The 16,435-nt window shown below is 73.0% G+C and carries 20 protein-coding genes; 9 read left to right on the top strand and 11 right to left on the bottom strand.

The window, feature by feature from the left end; all coding sequences use genetic code 11:
• The first annotated feature begins 7 nt into the window (after nucleotides 1–7).
• Together ACWDXC_RS31905 and ACWDXC_RS31910 are read left to right on the top strand one after the other, a co-directional pair.
• A complete protein-coding gene (locus tag ACWDXC_RS31905; RefSeq protein ID WP_449987894.1) occupies nucleotides 8–682 on the top strand; it encodes a TetR/AcrR family transcriptional regulator in 675 nt (224 codons plus the stop codon).
• Nucleotides 679–1,560, top strand: coding sequence for an alpha/beta fold hydrolase (locus ACWDXC_RS31910; RefSeq protein WP_449987896.1), 882 nt, complete (start codon nucleotides 679–681; stop codon nucleotides 1,558–1,560). Before ACWDXC_RS31905 ends, ACWDXC_RS31910 begins: the two co-directional genes overlap by 4 nt.
• Here ACWDXC_RS31910 and ACWDXC_RS31915 read toward each other — a convergent pair.
• On the bottom strand, nucleotides 1,514–1,786 hold the full coding sequence (locus ACWDXC_RS31915) for a hypothetical protein (RefSeq protein WP_449987899.1): 273 nt from the start codon (nucleotides 1,784–1,786) through the stop codon (nucleotides 1,514–1,516). The two genes, ACWDXC_RS31910 and ACWDXC_RS31915, sit on opposite strands and share 47 nt — an antisense overlap.
• Before the next feature lie 128 nt (nucleotides 1,787–1,914).
• Between ACWDXC_RS31915 and ACWDXC_RS31920 the strand changes: the two genes are divergently transcribed.
• From ACWDXC_RS31920 to ACWDXC_RS31930, 3 genes are all read left to right on the top strand, one after another.
• Nucleotides 1,915–3,042, top strand: a complete 1,128-nt coding sequence (locus tag ACWDXC_RS31920) for a sensor histidine kinase (protein WP_449987902.1) — start codon at nucleotides 1,915–1,917, stop codon at nucleotides 3,040–3,042.
• Nucleotides 3,039–3,680, top strand: a complete 642-nt coding sequence (locus tag ACWDXC_RS31925) for a response regulator transcription factor (protein ID WP_364177141.1) — start codon at nucleotides 3,039–3,041, stop codon at nucleotides 3,678–3,680. Before ACWDXC_RS31920 ends, ACWDXC_RS31925 begins: the two co-directional genes overlap by 4 nt.
• Nucleotides 3,681–3,749: 69 nt before the next feature.
• Complete coding sequence (locus tag ACWDXC_RS31930) at nucleotides 3,750–4,784, top strand: iron-containing alcohol dehydrogenase family protein (RefSeq protein WP_449988051.1); 1,035 nt, start codon at nucleotides 3,750–3,752, stop codon at nucleotides 4,782–4,784.
• A gap of 7 nt (nucleotides 4,785–4,791) precedes the next feature.
• Here ACWDXC_RS31930 and ACWDXC_RS31935 read toward each other — a convergent pair whose 3' ends face one another.
• Genes ACWDXC_RS31935 through ACWDXC_RS31950 form a run of 4 tightly spaced genes read right to left on the bottom strand, consistent with a single transcriptional unit; the run spans nucleotide 4,792 to nucleotide 9,037 of the window.
• A complete protein-coding gene (locus tag ACWDXC_RS31935; protein ID WP_219500383.1) occupies nucleotides 4,792–5,559 on the bottom strand; it encodes an amino acid ABC transporter ATP-binding protein in 768 nt (255 codons plus the stop codon).
• Between the two features lie 29 nt (nucleotides 5,560–5,588).
• Nucleotides 5,589–6,497 carry an amino acid ABC transporter permease gene (locus ACWDXC_RS31940; protein WP_308125603.1) on the bottom strand — a complete coding sequence of 303 codons (909 nt, stop codon included), beginning with the start codon at nucleotides 6,495–6,497 and terminating at the stop codon, nucleotides 5,589–5,591.
• Between the two features lies 1 nt (nucleotide 6,498).
• A complete protein-coding gene (locus ACWDXC_RS31945) occupies nucleotides 6,499–7,452 on the bottom strand; it encodes an ABC transporter substrate-binding protein (RefSeq protein WP_449987906.1) in 954 nt (317 codons plus the stop codon).
• 16 nt (nucleotides 7,453–7,468) lie between these two features.
• Nucleotides 7,469–9,037: an amidohydrolase gene (locus ACWDXC_RS31950; RefSeq protein ID WP_449987909.1), complete on the bottom strand. Its 1,569-nt coding sequence runs from the start codon at nucleotides 9,035–9,037 to the stop codon at nucleotides 7,469–7,471.
• A gap of 112 nt (nucleotides 9,038–9,149) precedes the next feature.
• Here ACWDXC_RS31950 and ACWDXC_RS31955 point away from each other — a divergent pair, with 112 nt between their 5' ends.
• Together ACWDXC_RS31955 and ACWDXC_RS31960 are read left to right on the top strand one after the other, a co-directional pair.
• Nucleotides 9,150–10,025, top strand: coding sequence for a LysR family transcriptional regulator (locus ACWDXC_RS31955; RefSeq protein WP_364177149.1), 876 nt, complete (start codon nucleotides 9,150–9,152; stop codon nucleotides 10,023–10,025).
• Between the two features lie 39 nt (nucleotides 10,026–10,064).
• Nucleotides 10,065–11,240 carry an amidase gene (locus ACWDXC_RS31960; RefSeq protein ID WP_449987912.1) on the top strand — a complete coding sequence of 392 codons (1,176 nt, stop codon included), beginning with the start codon at nucleotides 10,065–10,067 and terminating at the stop codon, nucleotides 11,238–11,240.
• A gap of 12 nt (nucleotides 11,241–11,252) precedes the next feature.
• On the opposite strand, the gene ACWDXC_RS31965 is transcribed toward ACWDXC_RS31960, so the two are convergent.
• Nucleotides 11,253–12,281, bottom strand: a complete 1,029-nt coding sequence (locus tag ACWDXC_RS31965; protein WP_449987915.1) for an AsnC family transcriptional regulator — start codon at nucleotides 12,279–12,281, stop codon at nucleotides 11,253–11,255.
• Nucleotides 12,282–12,390: 109 nt separating this feature from the next.
• Here ACWDXC_RS31965 and ACWDXC_RS31970 point away from each other — a divergent pair, with 109 nt between their 5' ends.
• Both ACWDXC_RS31970 and ACWDXC_RS31975 read left to right on the top strand, forming a co-directional pair.
• On the top strand, nucleotides 12,391–13,134 hold the full coding sequence (locus ACWDXC_RS31970) for an aspartate/glutamate racemase family protein (RefSeq protein ID WP_449987918.1): 744 nt from the start codon (nucleotides 12,391–12,393) through the stop codon (nucleotides 13,132–13,134).
• 35 nt (nucleotides 13,135–13,169) lie between these two features.
• A complete protein-coding gene (locus tag ACWDXC_RS31975; protein ID WP_449987921.1) occupies nucleotides 13,170–13,292 on the top strand; it encodes a hypothetical protein in 123 nt (40 codons plus the stop codon).
• Here the strand turns inward: ACWDXC_RS31975 and ACWDXC_RS31980 are convergent.
• From ACWDXC_RS31980 to ACWDXC_RS32000, 5 genes are all read right to left on the bottom strand, one after another.
• Complete coding sequence (locus tag ACWDXC_RS31980) at nucleotides 13,282–13,704, bottom strand: VOC family protein (protein WP_449987924.1); 423 nt, start codon at nucleotides 13,702–13,704, stop codon at nucleotides 13,282–13,284. The genes ACWDXC_RS31975 and ACWDXC_RS31980 overlap by 11 nt on opposite strands.
• 3 nt (nucleotides 13,705–13,707) lie before the next feature.
• Nucleotides 13,708–14,121, bottom strand: coding sequence for a helix-turn-helix domain-containing protein (locus ACWDXC_RS31985; protein ID WP_449987926.1), 414 nt, complete (start codon nucleotides 14,119–14,121; stop codon nucleotides 13,708–13,710).
• Nucleotides 14,122–14,141: 20 nt separating this feature from the next.
• The gene (locus ACWDXC_RS31990) at nucleotides 14,142–14,687 is read right to left on the bottom strand and encodes a dihydrofolate reductase family protein (protein ID WP_449987929.1); all 546 of its coding nucleotides are present in this window, start codon (nucleotides 14,685–14,687) and stop codon (nucleotides 14,142–14,144) included.
• A 109-nt stretch (nucleotides 14,688–14,796) separates the two neighbouring features.
• A complete protein-coding gene (locus ACWDXC_RS31995; RefSeq protein WP_449987932.1) occupies nucleotides 14,797–15,156 on the bottom strand; it encodes a DUF1801 domain-containing protein in 360 nt (119 codons plus the stop codon).
• Nucleotides 15,157–15,217: 61 nt separating this feature from the next.
• Entirely contained in the window at nucleotides 15,218–16,420 is a 1,203-nt protein-coding gene (locus ACWDXC_RS32000) for a glycerophosphodiester phosphodiesterase (RefSeq protein ID WP_449987935.1), read from the bottom strand.
• Nucleotides 16,421–16,435: the final 15 nt, after the last annotated feature.

A 16,435-nucleotide genomic window follows, 5' to 3' on the forward strand; every position in this document is an offset into this window, starting at 1 on the left:
AGGCCGCATGCCACGCCCCACGATCCCCGACCGCGCCGCGGTGATCCTCGACCACGCCCGCGCCGTGATCCTGGAGAAGGGCTACCCGCGCGCCACCATCGCCGACATCGCCCGGCGCGCCGGCATCGGCAAGGGCGCCGTCTACCTCGACTTCCCCTCCAAGGAGGCGCTGCTCGACGCCCTGCTCGCGCGCTCCATGCGGAAGCTGGCCGCCGCCGTGCGCGGGCGCGTCGAGCGTCACGACGGCCCCGTCACGCTCTCCGAGCTGTACGGCATCAGCATGGACGCGCTGCTGGCCGACGAGCTCATGCTCGCCTTCTACCTGGCCGACACCTCCGTCCTCGGCGACTACGTACGCGACAAGGGCCCCGAACGGTACGGGCCGCGCCTCGACTGGCTGACCGGCTACGCGAGCGACCTGCGCGAGGCCGGGCTGCTGCGCGGCGACGTCGACCCCGACGCGGCCTCGCTGGTGATGTCCGTCTTCTCCGTCGGCCTGATCAACGCCGCCCCCGTGCTGGGCGACCTGCCCCGCGAGCGGCTCGCGCGGGCCGTACGCGAGATGAGCGCGCTGATCAGCGCCGGCTGGGAGCTCGACCCCGCCGGGGCCGACGCGGCGGCGGTGCGCCGGGCCCACGACACCCTGCTCGACCGGCTCGACGCCCAGATGGGAGCACCATGACCACCTCCACCACCGTGCTGCGACTCGACGGCGGCCCGCTCAGCGTGCACCGGAGCGGAGACCCGGCCGCCCCGCCCGTGGTCCTGCTGCACGGCGCGATGCTGGACGTCGCCCCGCTCATCTGGCGTCACCTGATCCCCGCCCTGGCGGGCACCCGGCACGTGATCGCCCCCGACCTGCCCCGGCACGGCGGCTCACGCCCCTGGACCGGCACCCTGGACCAGCAGCGGCTGGAAGGCGTGCTCGACGACATGCTCGACCGGCTCGGCGTCGCCCGGGCCCCGTTCGTCGGCCTGTCGATGGGCGGCGGCCTCGCCACCGGCTACGCGCTCACCCGCCCCGAACGGGTCAGCGCGCTCGTCGCGGTCAACCCGGGCGGGCTGGACGACGTGCGCCCCTGGCAGTTCGTCACCTGGCTCGCGCTGCGCTCCCGGCCCGCGCTGCGCTGGACCATGAAGTGGCTGGCCTCCTCCGCCTACCTGCGGCGTTCCATGGTCGACGCGCTCACCGAGGGGGAGCGTACGCGCGACTTCGCGGAGGTGATGGCGATGACCGAGGCCGAGGCTCGCGCCCGCGCCGCGCACGGCGAGGCCGCCCTGGACGACTGGCAGATCACCGCGTACGGGCCGCGCCGCATGCGGCTGAACCACCTGCCGCACCTGCACCGGCTCGCGGCGCCGTCGCTGTGGGTGCACGGCGAGCACGACACCGCCGTGAAGGAGGCCGTCGTCCGCCGCGCCGCCTCACTCGCCCCCGGCGGCCGCTACGCCGTCGTGCCCGGCGCGGGCCACCTGGCCCCGCTGGACCGGCCCGACGAGGTCAACGCCCTGGTCATGGGCCTGCTGGACGAGGTTCAGCCGGTTCGCCGGCGGATGTGATCACGATGTAGCGGCCGTTGGCGTAGCTGACCACGGGCCGCCCCAGCCTCTCGCCCGCCTGCCGCGCGACCGCCTGGAACAGCTCCACCATCTCGGGCGTGTCGGCGCTCACCCGGAACCGCCCGTGCGTGGTGAGGTGCTCGACGACCAGCGGCACGAAGCCCGCCTCACTCCGGGCCCTTTCGTCCGGGGTGAGCGGGGTGCGGCGGAACGCGGGCTGCGTCATCACTGGTCTCCTTACGACGGCCGCCTCCCAGAATGCCACCCCGCCGACCGCGTCCACCGCATGAACCGGGCGGAATCGTCCTTTCGGCCGGTGCAGCGGGGCGGGACCGGCGGCCTACCCTGAACCGCGTGAACGGCCGGGACCGACGGGACGAGCGTGCGCGGGCGGCGGCGGAGGCCGGGCTCGCGGCGGTGTTCGCCGTCCTGCTGGCCTTCTGGGCCCGTCAGGTAGCCACCAGCTGGGGCCCCGGCTACTGGGCCTTCGGCTGCGTGGCCGGGGTGATCGTGTGCGGGCTCGCCCTGGCGCGCCGGCGGGCGCGGCGGCTGACGGCGTTCGCCGGGTTCGCCGTCGCGGTGGCCGCCGCGCTGACCTCCCGGTCGGCCGGGCTGCCCGCCGAGCCGGGCCCGGCGATGGCGCTGGCGCTGTCCGTGCTGGTCGGCTCGGCCGTCCGGGTGCTCCCGGTCCGCCAGGCGGCCGCCGTCGCGGGCGGCGGGCTGGCGGTGGCCGCCTGCACCCTGCTCACCGCCCGGCCGTCCGCCGCCCTCCCGCCCGTGCTGGCGCTGAACCTCGGCGCGTGGCTCGCCGGGGCCGCGACCGGCCTGGCCGTCCGCCTGCTGCACGCCCGCCGCCACGCCAGGGCCGAGGACGTGCGCCGCCACGAACGCCTCAGGCTCGCCCGCGAGCTGCACGACGTCGTCGCCCACCACGTCACCGGCATCGTGCTCCAGGCCCAGGCCGCCCAGGTGCTCGCCCGCAAACAGCCCGACCGGGTGAGCGGCTCGCTGACCGGCATCGAGAACGCCGGCTCCGACGCGCTCGCCGCCACCCGCCGCCTCGTCGGCCTGCTGCGCGAGCCCACCCCGCCGCCCCGCGAAAGCCTCACCGACCTGGTCGGACGCTACGAAGGCCCGCCGGTGCGCCTGCGCCTGCCCGGTGACGAGACGGCCTGGCCGCCGGAGGTGAGCAGCACCGTCCACCGCGTGGTCCAGGAGTCGCTGACGAACGTCGCCCGTCACGCCCCGCGCGCCCGCCACGTCGACGTCACCGTCACCCGCGGGCACGACACGCTCACCGTGGAGGTCACCGACGACGCCCCGCCCGCCCCCGCCCGCCGCCCGCGCCGCGGCGGCTACGGCCTGCTCGGCATGCGCGAACGCCTCGACGCCCTCGGCGGCACCCTCGACGCCGGCCCGCGCCCCGGGCCGGGCGGCTGGTCAGTGCGCGCCACCCTCCCCCTGCCCGGGGAGCGGCCGTGACCGTCAGCGTGCTGCTGGCCGACGACCAGGCGATGGTACGCGCGAGCCTGCGCGTCATCCTGGAGGACCGGCCCGGCTTCGAGGTCGTCGCCGAGGCCGCCGACGGCGACGAGGCGATCACCCTGGCCCGGCGGCTGCGCCCCGACGTGTGCCTGGTCGACGTGCGGATGCCGCGCCGCGACGGCGTCGAGGTCACCCGCGCCCTGGCCGGCCCCGGCGTGCCCGACCCGCTGCGCGTCGTCGTGGTCACCACCTTCGACCTGGACGAGTACGTCCACGGCGCGCTGCGCGCCGGCGCCGCCGGGTTCGTGCTCAAGGACGCCGGGCCTGACCTGCTCGTGGAGGCCGTCCGGGCGGCGCACGCCGGGGACGCGCTCATCTCCCCGTCGATCACGCCGCGGCTGCTGCACCACCTGACCTCCGCCGGGGCCCCGGCCCCGCGTGTCCCCCTGTCAGACCGGGAGACCGAGATCGTCCGCGCGCTCGCCCGGGGCCGCACCAACCACGAGATCGCCGCCTCGCTCTCCATCTCCCTCAGCACCGTCAAGGGCCACGTCTCGACCGTCCTGACCAAGCTCCCCGCCCGCAACCGCGTCGAGATCGCCGCCTGGGCCTGGGAACACGGCCTCATGACCTGACCTCCGGCCTATGATCGGCCGGACACCCGGCCACCGACGACAAGGACACCCATGCCCCTGCTGGCCCGCATGCTCGCCGCACCGCTGTTCATCGACGTACGGGCCGGCGCGGTCGCCGGTCTGGGCACGCTGCTGTCCGACCTGCAGATCGCCCGCAGCGGCCGGGTGGCCGTCGCCGTCGGCCCCAGCCAGGGCGACGCCATCCGCGACGAGCTGCGCATCGACGGCGCCGAGGTGCTCCGCATCCCCGACGGCAGCCTGGCATCGGCCGTCGAGCTCGGGCAGCGGCTGCGCTCCGGCCAGTTCGAGGCGATCGCGGGCATCGGCGGCGGCAAGACGATCGACGTGGCCAAGTTCGCCGCGCACATGGCGGGCATCCCGATGGTCGCGGTGACCACGAGCCTGGGCCACGACGGCATCGCCTCACCCGTCAGCACGCTGCGCCACGAATCGGGCACCGGCTCCTACGGGGTCGTCATGCCGACGGCCGTCCTGGTGGACCTCGACCGCGTCCGGTCCGCCCCGGCGGCGCTGTCCACGGCCGGGATCGGCGACGTGATCAGCGACCTGTCGGCGGTGGCCGACTGGGAGCTGGCCGCGGCGGAGGTCGGCGAGCAGATCGACGGCCTGGCGGTGGCGATGGCCAGGTCGGCGGCCCTGGTGGTGCTGCACCAGCCGGGCCCGGCGCGCGGCGACGAGTTCCTCACCGTGCTGGCCGAGTCGCTGATCATGTCGGGCATGTCGATGGCCGTCGCGGGGTCCAGCCGCCCGGCCAGCGGCGGCGACCACGAGATCATGCACGCCGTCAACGAGCTGTTCCCCGGCACGGCCAGCCACGGCGAGCTCGCCGGAGTCGGCGCGCTGTTCTGCACGTTCCTGCGCGGCGACGACGCCAAGGCCGAGCTCATCTCCGCGTGCCTGCGCCGCCACGGCCTCCCGCGCACGCCCGCCGACCTCGGCCTGTCGGACGCCGACTTCGCCAAGGCCGTGGCGTACGCGCCGCGCACCCGTCCGGGCCGCTACACCATCCTCGAACACCTCGACCTCTCCGAGCCCCAGCTCACCGACCGCGTGAGCGCCTACGTCAAGGCGTTCACGGCCTGACCACTCCTCAGGCGTCCGATCGGAGGGCCGCCTCCGGGGCGCCGGGGCCGCGGACGCTGGACAGGAACGCCCTGGTCCGTTCGTGGGCCGGGTTGGCCAGGAGCTCGGCGGGGCGGCCCTGCTCGACGACGACGCCGTCGGCGAAGAAGGTGAGCCGGTCGCCGACCTCGCGGGCGAAGGCGATCTCGTGGGTGACGACGACCATGGTCATCCCGTCGGCGGCCAGGTCGCGCATGACCTCCAGGACCTCGTCGACCAGTTCGGGGTCCAGCGCCGAGGTGGGCTCGTCGAAGAGCATCAGGGCGGGGTTCATGGCGAGCGCCCTGGCGATGGCGACCCGCTGCTGCTGGCCGCCGGAGAGCTGGTGCGGCCGTTTGTGCGCGTGGTCGGCGAGGCCGACCCGGTCGAGGAGTTCGAGCGCCAGCTTGCCGGCCTGGTCCTTGGGGGTGCCGAGGACGTGGACGGGCCCGCAGGCGACGTTCTCCTGCGCGCTGTGGTGGGCGAACAGGTTGAAGCGCTGGAACACCATGCCGATGTTCTTGCGGAAGGCCGCGTACTCCTTGGGCGACCAGGGGTGGTAGCGGCCGTCGCGGAGGGTGTGGCCGACCTCCTCGCCGAGCACGCGCAGGCTGCCGCCGAGCACCGGTTCGAGGCCGTTGAGGCAGCGCAGGAACGTGGACTTGCCGGAGCCGGACGGGCCGATGACGCAGCTGACCTCGCCGGCGGCGACCTCGAAGTCGACGCCGTTGAGCACCTGGACGTCGCCGTAGCTCATGCGCACGCCCGTGGCGCGCACGACGGGGCTCACGCGGGCACCTTGGGCAGGACCTTGGCGGCGACGCCGCCGCGGCGGACGAGCCGGACGGCGTCGGAGCCGAAGCGGCGTTCCAGCCGGCCTTGCAGGAAGGTGGCGACGGTGGTCAGGAGCAGGTACCAGAGGCTGGCCACGATGAGCAGCTCCATGATCATGTTGTTGGTCTTGTAGATCTGGCTCGCGTTGGTCATCAGGTCGTGCCCGGCGACGACGTACACGAGTGAGGTGGTCTTCAGCATGGAGATGAACTCGTTGCCCGTCGGCGGGATGATGATGCGCAGCGCCTGGGGCAGCACGATCACCCGCATGCGCTTGGCCGGGGTCATGCCGAGCGCGTAGGCGGCCTCGCTCTGGCCGGTGTCGACGGCCTGGATGCCGGCGCGCACGGTTTCGGCGAAGTAGGCGGCCAGGTTGAGCCCGAGTCCCAGCATGGCGGCGGTGAACCCGGTCATCACCTGGTTGGTGTCCCACATGAGGCCGATCGAGGTGAACGGGATCTTGATGATCAGGGCCGGGAACAGGAAGGCCAAGTTGTACCAGAAGATGAGCTGGACCAGCACGGGCGTGCCGCGGAAGAACCAGATGTAGAGCGTCGCCAGCCGGCTCAGCACCGGGTTGTGCGCGAGCCGCATGATCGCGATGACCACGCCGAGCACCAGGCCGAGGATCGTGGCCAGGACGGACAGTTCGACGGTGACCCAGACGCCGGCCAGGATCCGCTCGTTGAACAGGTACGTGGCCACCGCGCTCCAGTCCAGGCGCGGGTTGACGACGATGAGGAAGAGCAGCCAGCCGAAGATCGCCAGGGCGGCCACGGCGGACAGGACGCGGCCCCAGTGGCGGGTGCGGGCGACGGGGATCATGGCCCCCGACGGGCCGGCGATCGGTTCGGTGCGCACGCTACTTCCCGCCGTTGACGACGGCCGACTCGACGGCGAGCTTGTCGAGGTTCCATGCGGCGAGGATCTTGCCGTACTCGCCGCTCTTGATCAGGGAGTCGAGCGCGCCCTTGACCGATTCGATGAGAGCGGTGTTGTCGGGCTTCATCCCGATTCCCCACGGGCTTTCGGTGCCTTCGAGCGCGATGGCCTCGACCTCGACCTTGGGGTCGGCGGCCTTGTAGGCGGCCACGACGTAGTCGGTGATGGTGGCCTGGGCGCGGCCGTTGATGACCTGGAGCATGGCCTCGGTGTCGCCGGGGAACTTGAGGATGTTCAGCGCCTGCTTGCCGCTGGACTTGCAGTCGGCGTCGTACTTCTCGGCGAGCTCCAGGGACGAGCCGTTGTCGACGACGGAGACGGTCTTGCCGCACAGGTCGGCGGGGGTGCTGACGCCGGCCGGGTTGCCCTTCTTGACGAGCAGGCCGGAGCCGGCCTTCACGTAGTCGACGAAGGTGATCTTCGCCTGGCGTTCGGCGTTGTCGGTCATGGAGGAGATCACGAAGTCGTAGCGGCCGGTGAGCACGCCGGGGATCTGGGAGTTGAACTCCTCGTCCGTGAGCGTGTACTTGACGCCGAGCTTCCTGGCGATGGCCCTGGCCAGCGCGGGGTCGAAGCCGATGGCCGTCTTGCCGTCGCTCGCCCACAGCTCCATGGGCGGGTAGCCGATGGAGGAGACGACCTTCAGCCCCTCGGCCTTGACGTCCGCGGGGACCTTGGCCGCGAGCTCCTTGTCCGGGGTGATGGCGTTGATGACGCCGGCCGCCTTCTCCTCGGCGGGGGCCTGGTCGAGGACCACCTCCGCCGCGGGCTCCGCGTCGCCACCGGCGGCGGCGTCGAGGGACTGGGCGCCGCAGGCGGCGGTGGCGGCCAGCAGGGCGCCGCTGACGAGGAGGGTGGGGATACGGGTGTTCACGGGGGGTGGCTCTCCTTCAGGCTCGCTGCCAGCGGACTTCGCCGCCGACAACGGTGGTCATGACCTTGGTGCGCAGCACCGCGTCTGGCGACTCCTGGTAGGGGTCGGTGTCCACCGCGATGAAGTCGGCGAGCATGCCGGGGACGAGCAGGCCCTTGCGGTCCTGCTCGCCTGCCGCGTAGGCCGCGCCGAGGGTGTGCGCGGTGATCGCTTCGGCCATGCTCAGCCGCTGTTCCGGCTGCCATCCGCCGACGGGGGTGCCGTCCTGGCGGGTACGGGTCACCGCGGCGTACAGCGCGGCGAACGGATCGGGGTGCTCGACGGGGGCGTCGGAGCCGAAGGCCAGCGCGACGCCGGCGTTCAGCATGCCGCGCCAGGCGTAGGAGGCCAGGTCGTGGCCGGCGAGCAGCGAGTCGACGAGGTCGATGTCGCTGGTGCAGTGGACGGGCTGCATGGAGGCGACGACGCCGAGCCTGGCCATCCTGGTCAGGTCGGCCGGGCGCAGGTGCTGGGCGTGCTCGATGCGGTGGCGCAGCCCGGGGGTGCGGCCGATGGCCTCGTAGGCGTCCAGCACGAGGTGGTTGGCCTGGTCGCCGATGGCGTGCGTGGCGATCGCGATGCCGGCGTCCGCCGCGGTCCTGAACAGCTTGACGAGGTCGTCGTACGGGGTGACCGCGATGCCGACGTTGTCCGAGTCCCCGGCGAACGCCTCGCTCATGTGGCAGGTGTGCGAGCCGAGCGCGCCGTCGCTGAAGATCTTGACCGGCCCGGTGCGGATCCAGTCGTCGCCCTGGCCGGTGCGGCGCCCTTCGGCGATGGCCGCTTCCAGGTGGACGGTCGGGATCGCCTTGTGCACGCGGATCTTGAGCTGGCCGGCGTCGCGCAGCCGCAGGTAGGCGTCGCGGCAGTCCTCGCCGTCGATGTCGTGCACGCTGGTGAGGCCGAGGGAGAGCAGTTCGTCCTGGGCGCGGCGCAGCTTGTCGCTCAGGTCGTCGGAGACCATGAGGGCGCGCAGCGGGTAGGAGGCGGACTCGCGCAGGATGCCGGTGGGCTCGCCGTTCGCGTCCCTGACGATCTCGCCGCCGACGGGGTCGGGGGTGGTGGCGTCGATGCCGGCCAGGCGCAGGGCGGCGGAGTTGGCCCACACGGTGTGGCCGTCGATGTTCGGCAGCGCGATCGGCAGGTCGCCGCTGACGGAGTCGAGCGCGTACCGGTCGGGCTGGGCCGGGGGGTTCCAGGTGTTGCTGTTCCACCGGCCGCCGAACAGCCAGGCGCCGGGGCGCAGCCTGGCGACGTGCGCGCCGATCAGGGTAAGGGCGTCGGCCAGGGAGCGGACGTCGCGCAGGTCGATGGCGTCGAGGCTGTGGGCGTACTGGGCGGTGTGGATGTGGGCGTCGTAGAGGCCGGGCAGGACGGCGGCGCCGTCCAGGTCGACGAGTTCGGCGCCGTGGCCCGCGGCCTCGCGGACCTCGGCCTCGGTGCCGACGGCCACGAGGTGCTCGCCGTCCACGGCCATGGCCTGGGCCGGCGGGCGGCCGTCCGCCCCGGTGTGGATGGCGGCGTTGCGGTACACACGGATGCTCAAAGTGACTCTCAAGGGTGCTGGAGTGACGGTGAGCATCACTGTAGGAGTAGCTAAAAGAACGCGGAAGCGCTATAAACACGGCATTTAGCAACCCTGAGAGCAAGGAACGCTAATGCTGAAGCCGGAACACCTTCGCACTTTGCGTGAGGTCATCCAGCTGGGCTCCTTCGCCGCGGCGGCGAACCGGCTCGGCTACACCTCCTCGGCCGTCTCCCAGCAGATGGCCGCGCTGGAGAAGAAGATCGGCGTGCGGCTGTTCGAGCGCTCGGCGCACAGCGTGCTGCCGACCGACGCGGCGGAGGTGCTGGCCAGGCATGCCGAGACGGTCCTCGTCGACATCGAGCGCATGATCGCCTCCGTCCAGGCCGTGCACCGGGGCAGCGAGCGGCAGATCCGGCTCGGCGTGTTCCCGAGCTTCGCCGACCGGCTGGCCGAGGTGCTGGGGCAGCTGGAACAGGCGGACCTGGCCGGGGTGCGGATCTCGGTCGCCGAGCCGTCGCAGCTCATCCCGCACCTGGGCGCGGGCGGCGAGATGGACGCGGCGATCGTCTACCAGGTGGGCAACTCGGGGCTGTCGTGGCCGTCGGCGCTGAGCAGGCGGTGGATCGCCGAGGACCGCTACCGGCTGGTGCTGCCCGCGAGCTGGCCCGACCTGTCGCCGTACCGGGCCGAGCAGCTCGTCGACCTGCCGTGGATCGTGCACCACCCGGGCAGCAGCGACGCCTCGTTCTTCGACGGCGTGTTCTCCCGCTGGGACCTGCACCCCCGGGTGGCCTGCCACTCCGACGACTTCAAGATCACGATGTCGCTGATCGAGGCCGGGGTGGGCGCGGCGTTCGTCGCCGACCTGGCGCTGGCCCGGCACGGCCCCGGCGTGGTCGTCGCCGACGTGCCCTGGCTGAACACCAGCCGCAGCATCTTCGCCCTGGTCAGGCCGGACCGCGAGACCGCCAGGCTGCGGGCGCTCCTGGACGCCCTGGAGGTCTGAGCGCTATCAATTCCGCACAGCACCTTCGACAGGAGATCCATGGAACGCGCGGCGGCGATCGCCACTTCGGCCGAGGCCATCAGACGGCACGGTGACCACAACATCCTCATCGAGGCCGGCCCGGCCCCCGTGATCGACAGGCTCGCCACGCTCCCCGCCCGGCCGCCCGGCGGGCCGCTCGACGGCTGGACGTTCGTGGCCAAGGACATGATCGACGTGGCCGGCCTCCCCACCACCAGGGGCTCGATCCTGTACGGCGCCGAGGAGGCGCTGACGACCGCGCCGTGCGTCGAGGTGCTGGAGTCGGCCGGTGCGCTGCTGGTCGGCAAGGCCAACCAGCACGAGTTCGCCTGGGGCGTGACCAGCGAGAACCCGCACTGGGGCGACGTGCGCAACCCGCGCCACCCGCACCTGTCCCCCGGCGGCTCCAGCGGCGGCACCGCGGCGGCGCTGGCGGCCGGCATCGCCAGGTTCGGCCTGGGCACCGACACGGGCGGCTCGGTGCGGATGCCGGCGGCCTGCTGCGGCGTGGTCGGGCTGCGGCCCCGCGCGGGCGCGGTGCCGGGCGCGGGCGTCGCGCCGCTGGCGCCGATGTTCGACGTGGTCGGCCCGATGGCCACCTCGGTCGCCGACCTCGCCCGGGTGTGGGAGGTGCTGTCCGGCACCCCTGTCGCCCCGCTCTCCTCCCTGGCCGGGTGGACGGTCGGCGTCGCCGAGGGCTGCGCGCAGGCCGCCGCCTTCGCCGCGCTCGGCGCCGGACTCCGCGAGGTCGCGCTGCCGTACGACATCCTCGCCCCCTACTGGACGATCGTCGGCGCGCAGGCGCGGCGCACGCACGAGGCCACCTACCCGAGGAACGCCGATCACTACAGCGACGGCGTGCGCCGCAAGCTCGACGACGCCGGCCGGATCGGCCATGACCGTTACGCGGCGGCCGTCGAGGCGCTGGGCGCCGCGCGGGCAGGGTTCGCCGACCGCACGGCCGGGCTGGACCTGCTGATCATGCCCACGCTCGGCGGGCCCGCGCCCCGGGCGGGCTGCGACGAGGCCGCCGTCCGGGGCGAGGCCGGCCGGATCACCGCGGTGGTGTCCGCGCTCGGGCTGCCCGCGCTGGCGATCGGCGACCTGCAACTGGTCGCCCGGTCCGAGGAGGCGGTGCTGCGTGCCGGGCTGGCCTGGGAGTCGCTGGGCGAGGCGATCCCGCCGCCCCGCTGACCGCCCCACCCGTCACGGGTGCGGCGCCAGGCTCCACGGATCGACGGGCACGACCCCGGTGCAGCGTCCCGCCGGGTCGAGCAGCCTGCCGTACAGCTTGGTCTGGCGCAGCACGACCTGCCGGTCGGCGACGGTCACGTACGGGAACTTCCGCTCCAGGCGCATCACCAGCGGGTGCAGGTCGGTGACGGCGTGCAGGCCGACGGTGAGCAGCATGTTGCTGGTCCCGGCCAGGGCGGCGCAGGTGCGGGTCTCCGGCCAGCCGAGCAGCGCCGTGCCGGTCTCCTCCAGCAGCCGGTCGGGCAGGCGCAGCCACAGCACGGCGGAGGAGTGCCAGCCGGCGTGCGAGCGGGCCAGGTCGCAGCGGAAGTCGATGTCCTCGGTGGCGACGAGCCTGGAGAGCCTGCGCTGCACGGTCCGCTCGGAGGTGCCGACCGTCGCGGCCAGCTCGGCGTAGCCGGCCCGGCCGTCGGCCAGCAGGGCGTGGAAGAGCTGCCGGTCGATCCCGTCCATCCGCCGCGTGGACTCGGGCGGCCCGCTGCGCCTGGCCAGCCCGGCCGCCGCGCCCTGCGGGAGCACCCGCAGCCGCCAGCGGCACGACGCCTCGAACACGCGCGTCGCCAGGTGGGTGCGCACCTTGGCGACGCCGGGCACCCGGGGGAGGTCGGTGAGCAGGTAGTCGGCCAGCGCCGGCATCGAGGCCGCCGCGGCGATCACGAACAGGTCGTGCCCGGCGGCGACGTGCTGCACGGTGATCAGGTGCCTGGCCTCGGCCAGCGTCTCCGCGACCTCGACGGCCGCGCCCGCCGCGCAGTCGATCTCCAGGAACGCCATGCTCATCTCGTGCATCTGCCGTTTGCCGAGCGCGACAGTGGTCCACGCCTCGCCCGAACTGGTCAGCCGCTGCCAGCGCCGCGCCGCCGTGGCCGGGTCCGAGCCGGTGGCCTGGCCGATGTCCACCCAGCTCGCGCGCGGGTTGATCTGGAGGGCGTCGATGAGCTCCAGCTCGGCCTCGGACAGCAGTCTGCCGGATTCCTGCACCGGGCCTCCCTGGATGACCGATTGCCGCATTTTTCGCGAAAAGTCACCTTATCCGGCGATCCTGTTGCCCGCGGCTGTCCCACCGGCCGCGAAGGAGAGGACGCATCCCGTGACCCGGTCGCACCACCGGCCGGCCCGTCCGCCGCGCCTGGTCGGCGTCCTGGGCGGCATGGGCCCCGCCGCCACCGCCGACTTCTACGGCAAGCTCGTCGAGGAGACCCCCGCCCGCGGCGACCAGAGCCACGTGCCGGTCGTCATCTGGGGCGACCCGCGCGTCCCCGACCGCTCGCTGAGCCTGCTCGGCCTCGGCGAGGACCCGACCCCGCAGCTCCGGCAGGGCATCCAGGCGCTCAGCCGCGCCGGGTGCGAGGTGCTGGCCGTGCCGTGCAACACCGCGCACGCCTTCGTCCCCCGCCTCGCCGACGAGGCCGGGCTCGAGCTCGTCAGCATCGTCGAGGTCACCGCCGACGCCCTCGCCGCCGACGGCGTCACCGCCGCCGGGCTGCTCGCCACCGCCGGCACCCTGCACTCCGGCCTGTACGCGGACGCGCTGCGCGGCCGGGGCGTCGCACCTCTCGAACCGTCAGGCGACGAGCAGGAGCGCGTGTCGGCGGCGATCGCCGCGGTCAAGGCCGGCGCCGTCACCCCGGCGCACCGGCGCGCCCTGGCCGAGGTCGCCCGCGCCCTCGCCGATCGCGGCGCCGAACGGGTCGTCGCGGCCTGCACCGAGATCGTCCTCGCCCTGGACAGCCGCCTGGTGCCCGTCCCCGTCCTGGACCCGGCCCGCCTCCTGGCCCGCCGCGTCGCCGCCGTCTCCCTGGGTCTCCCCGACCGGTTCCCCCAACGGGCTTGACCTTGACGCCGGGGTCAACGTTCCAGCGTCCCGGCATGACCGCCTCCACCCCAGCACCCCGCCTCCGGTCCCCCGCCTGGCTGCTCTGCCTGGCGCTGCGCTCCCGTCTCCAAGCCGAGCTCCGGGCGCTGCGGTCCGGCCCCGGCCTCAGCGCGTGACGAACGTCTGCACGAGCCGGAAGCGGTGACCGAACGGGTCGCGGAACATGGCGTCGATCCCGTACGGCCGCTCCTCCGGCTCCTCGACGAACTCGACCCCGGCGCCGCTGAGCTTCTCGTACGCGCCCCGGCAGTCGTCGGTCTCCAGGTGGAACCCGCCCGCCGTCCCCTTGGCCACCAGCTCCAGCACCTGGTCACCGGTGCCGTCGTCGACGACCGGGGGCCGGGGGACGTTCAGGATGAACGACACCTCCGGCTGCCCGGGCGGCCCCACGGTGAGCCAGCGGTATCCGTTCATCTCGGGCATCGAGACGTCCTCGCGGACCTCCATACCGAGCTTGCCGACGTAGAAGTCCAGCGCCTCGTCCTGGTCGGGCACCCACAGGTTGGCGTGCGTGAGCCGCAGCCGCATCGCTCAGGCACTCCCCTCGGCGCGCACCGGCCGGCCCCACGCCCGCAGCACGCAGGCCGGGACGCGCGCCCGGTGCGCGGCGGGGGCGAACCTCGCCCGGTAGGCCGTCGGCGACATGCCGAACGTCCGCCCGAAACTCGTGGTGAACGCGCCGACGCTGAGCAGGCCCACCTGCCCGCAGATGTCGCTGACCGTCCGGCCGGTGGTCAGCAGCAGCGCCGCGGCGCGCTCCATCCGGCGGGTCAGCAGATACTGGTGCGGCGTCTCCCCGAAGGCCCGCCGGAACTCACGGCTGAAATGCGCCTTCGACATGTACGCGGCCCGCGCCACCTCGGCCACGTCCAGCGGCTCGGCGTAGCGGCTGTCCATCAGGTCCTTGGCGCGTAGCAGGCGCCTGTGCTCCGGAACCGTCCCCATGCGGCCAGTATCGCGAACCGCTATGCGGCCGTATAGGTGAGCGCCACGACCCCCGTGGCGAACGTCCGGCAGTCGAGGAGCTTGAGCGGCAACTCGCCGAACCCCTGGTCGAACAGCCGCCGCCCGCTGCCGACGACGACGGGGTTGACCAGGAGGCCCAGCTCGTCGACCAGCCCGGCCCGCAGCAGCGACCTGACGAGGGTCGGGCTGCCGGTGGTGAGGATGTCCGGCCCGTCGCCCCGCCTGAGCGCGGCCACCTCGGCCACGGCATCACCCTTGATGAGCGTGGAGTTCTCCCACTCGGCCGCCTCCAGGGTGGTGGAGGCGACGAGCTTGGGCGTCTTGTTCATGGCGTCGGCCATCGGGTTGCCGGACTGGGTCTGGTGCGGCCAGAACGCCGCGAACTGCTCGTAGGTGTGGCGGCCCAGCAGCATGGCGCCGACCCCGGCGCGCCGCCTGGCGAGCTCGGCGCCGATCTCGCCGTCGAAATAGGGGCCCTGCCATTTCTCCGGCGACTCCACGACGCCGTCCAGGGAAATGAAAAGACCGCAGATCATCTTGCGCATGGTTTCTCCAGGGAAAGGCCTCGTACCGGCTCGGGAACGAGGCTTCCACCGGGCTCAGCAGCACGTCAACGGCGCTGCCTTCTCGAAACCTGCTGTTCTGCGCGGCGCGCTACTTGGCGTCCATCAGCGCGATCCAGTCGTTCACCAGCTTCTCCAGCGTCGCCTTGGCGGCCGTGACCTCGTCCATGCTGCGCAGCTTGGCGTAGGCCTTGCCCTTGGGGCCCGGCTCCAGCAGGCCGGTGTCGTCGGTCAGCAGGGCGCCCTGGTGGAAGATGACCGCGACGCAGTCCTTGAGCCTGGGGTTGAACGTGGCCAGCTCCTCCTTGTAGCTGAAGCTGGGGCCGCCCCATTTCACGTCTTCCTCGATTTCCGGATGCGCGCTGATGATGGCCCTGACGGCGGCCATCTCTGCCTTCAGCAGGTGGTCGAGCTTGTCGAGGAAGTCGTCAACCTTCGCGGAGTTGGACATTTCGCAAGCTAACACTGGCTGCGGTTCCGTCAGCTTCTTCCATCGTGCTCGACCGGCGTTCCTACTCCTGGCCCTCCTCGGGCAGGCCGTTGTCGAACTGCTTCGGCTGCACGTGCTTGTGCGGCCCGCCCCGCTCGGCCTTGGCCAGCGCGGCGGTGTCCGGGTAGTCGGTGACGAAGGCGTCCACGCCCAGGTCCAGGTGGGCGCGGTACTCGGCGAGCGCGTCACCGTGGTCCGTCGGCACCTGGCCCCGGCGCAGCGGCCCCGGCAGGTACTGGTTCTCGCTGCGGAAGGTGTAGACGCCGATCTTCAGCCCCGCCCGGTGCGCGTCGGACACCAGCGTCGTCGGCTTGCCCCAGCTTCCGTCCGGGTTGACGGGGATGGCGGAGGACTTGTCCGGCCCGATCCACTGCGCGTACTCGGCGATCTTCGCCAGTCCCTCGGGCTTCATCATGTCGGCGTACGTCGTCGGGTCCCCGGCCGCCTTCAGGTCGTACGGCTGACCGCTGGTGCCGAGCGCCTGCCACAGCGGCACGCGCAGGTCCTTGGCCACCCGCTTCAGGCTCGACGGCTCGAACGACTGCACCACCACGGGGCTGTTCGGCCGGTTGAGCCCGTTGCGCTTGACCGTCTCGATCAGCGGCTCCTCCAGCGGCAGCCCGATGGACCTGAAGTAGGTCGGGTGCTTGGTCTCGGGGAACACGCCGACCCGCTTGCCGTACTGGCGCGACATCCGCTCGGCCAGGTCGATCACCTCCTGGAAGGTGAGCACCTGGTAGTAGCCGTTGTAGACGGTGTTGCGCTGGCGGATCGACGGCAGCCGCTCGACCGCGCGCAGCGTCTTCAGCTCGACCAGGGTGAAGTCCTCCGTGAACCAGCCGGTCACGTTCCGCCCGTCGATGACCTTGGTGGTCCTGCGCGCGGCGAACTCGGGGCGCAGGGACACGTCGGTGGTGCCGGAGATCTCGTTCTCGTGCCTGGCCACCAGCACGTGGTCCTTGGTCGGCACCAGGTCGGGCTCGATCCAGTCGGCGCCCAGTGCCACGGCGAGCTCGTAGCTGCCCTGCGTGTGCTCGGGGCGGTGGCCCGCCGCGCCGCGGTGGCCGATGACGACAACCTGGGACCGGTCCGGCTTCCCCGCCGCCACGGCCGCGGTCGGGGCGGGGGCCGGGGTCGCGGCGGCGGCTCCTCCGGCACCGGCCACGGCCGCGGCTCCGGTGAGGGGGGTGAGGACGGCGAGGGTGGTGGCTGCGATCTTGCGCACGTGAAGCTCCCTGCG

The sequence above is a fragment of the Nonomuraea sp. NPDC003214 genome, assembly GCF_053590035.1.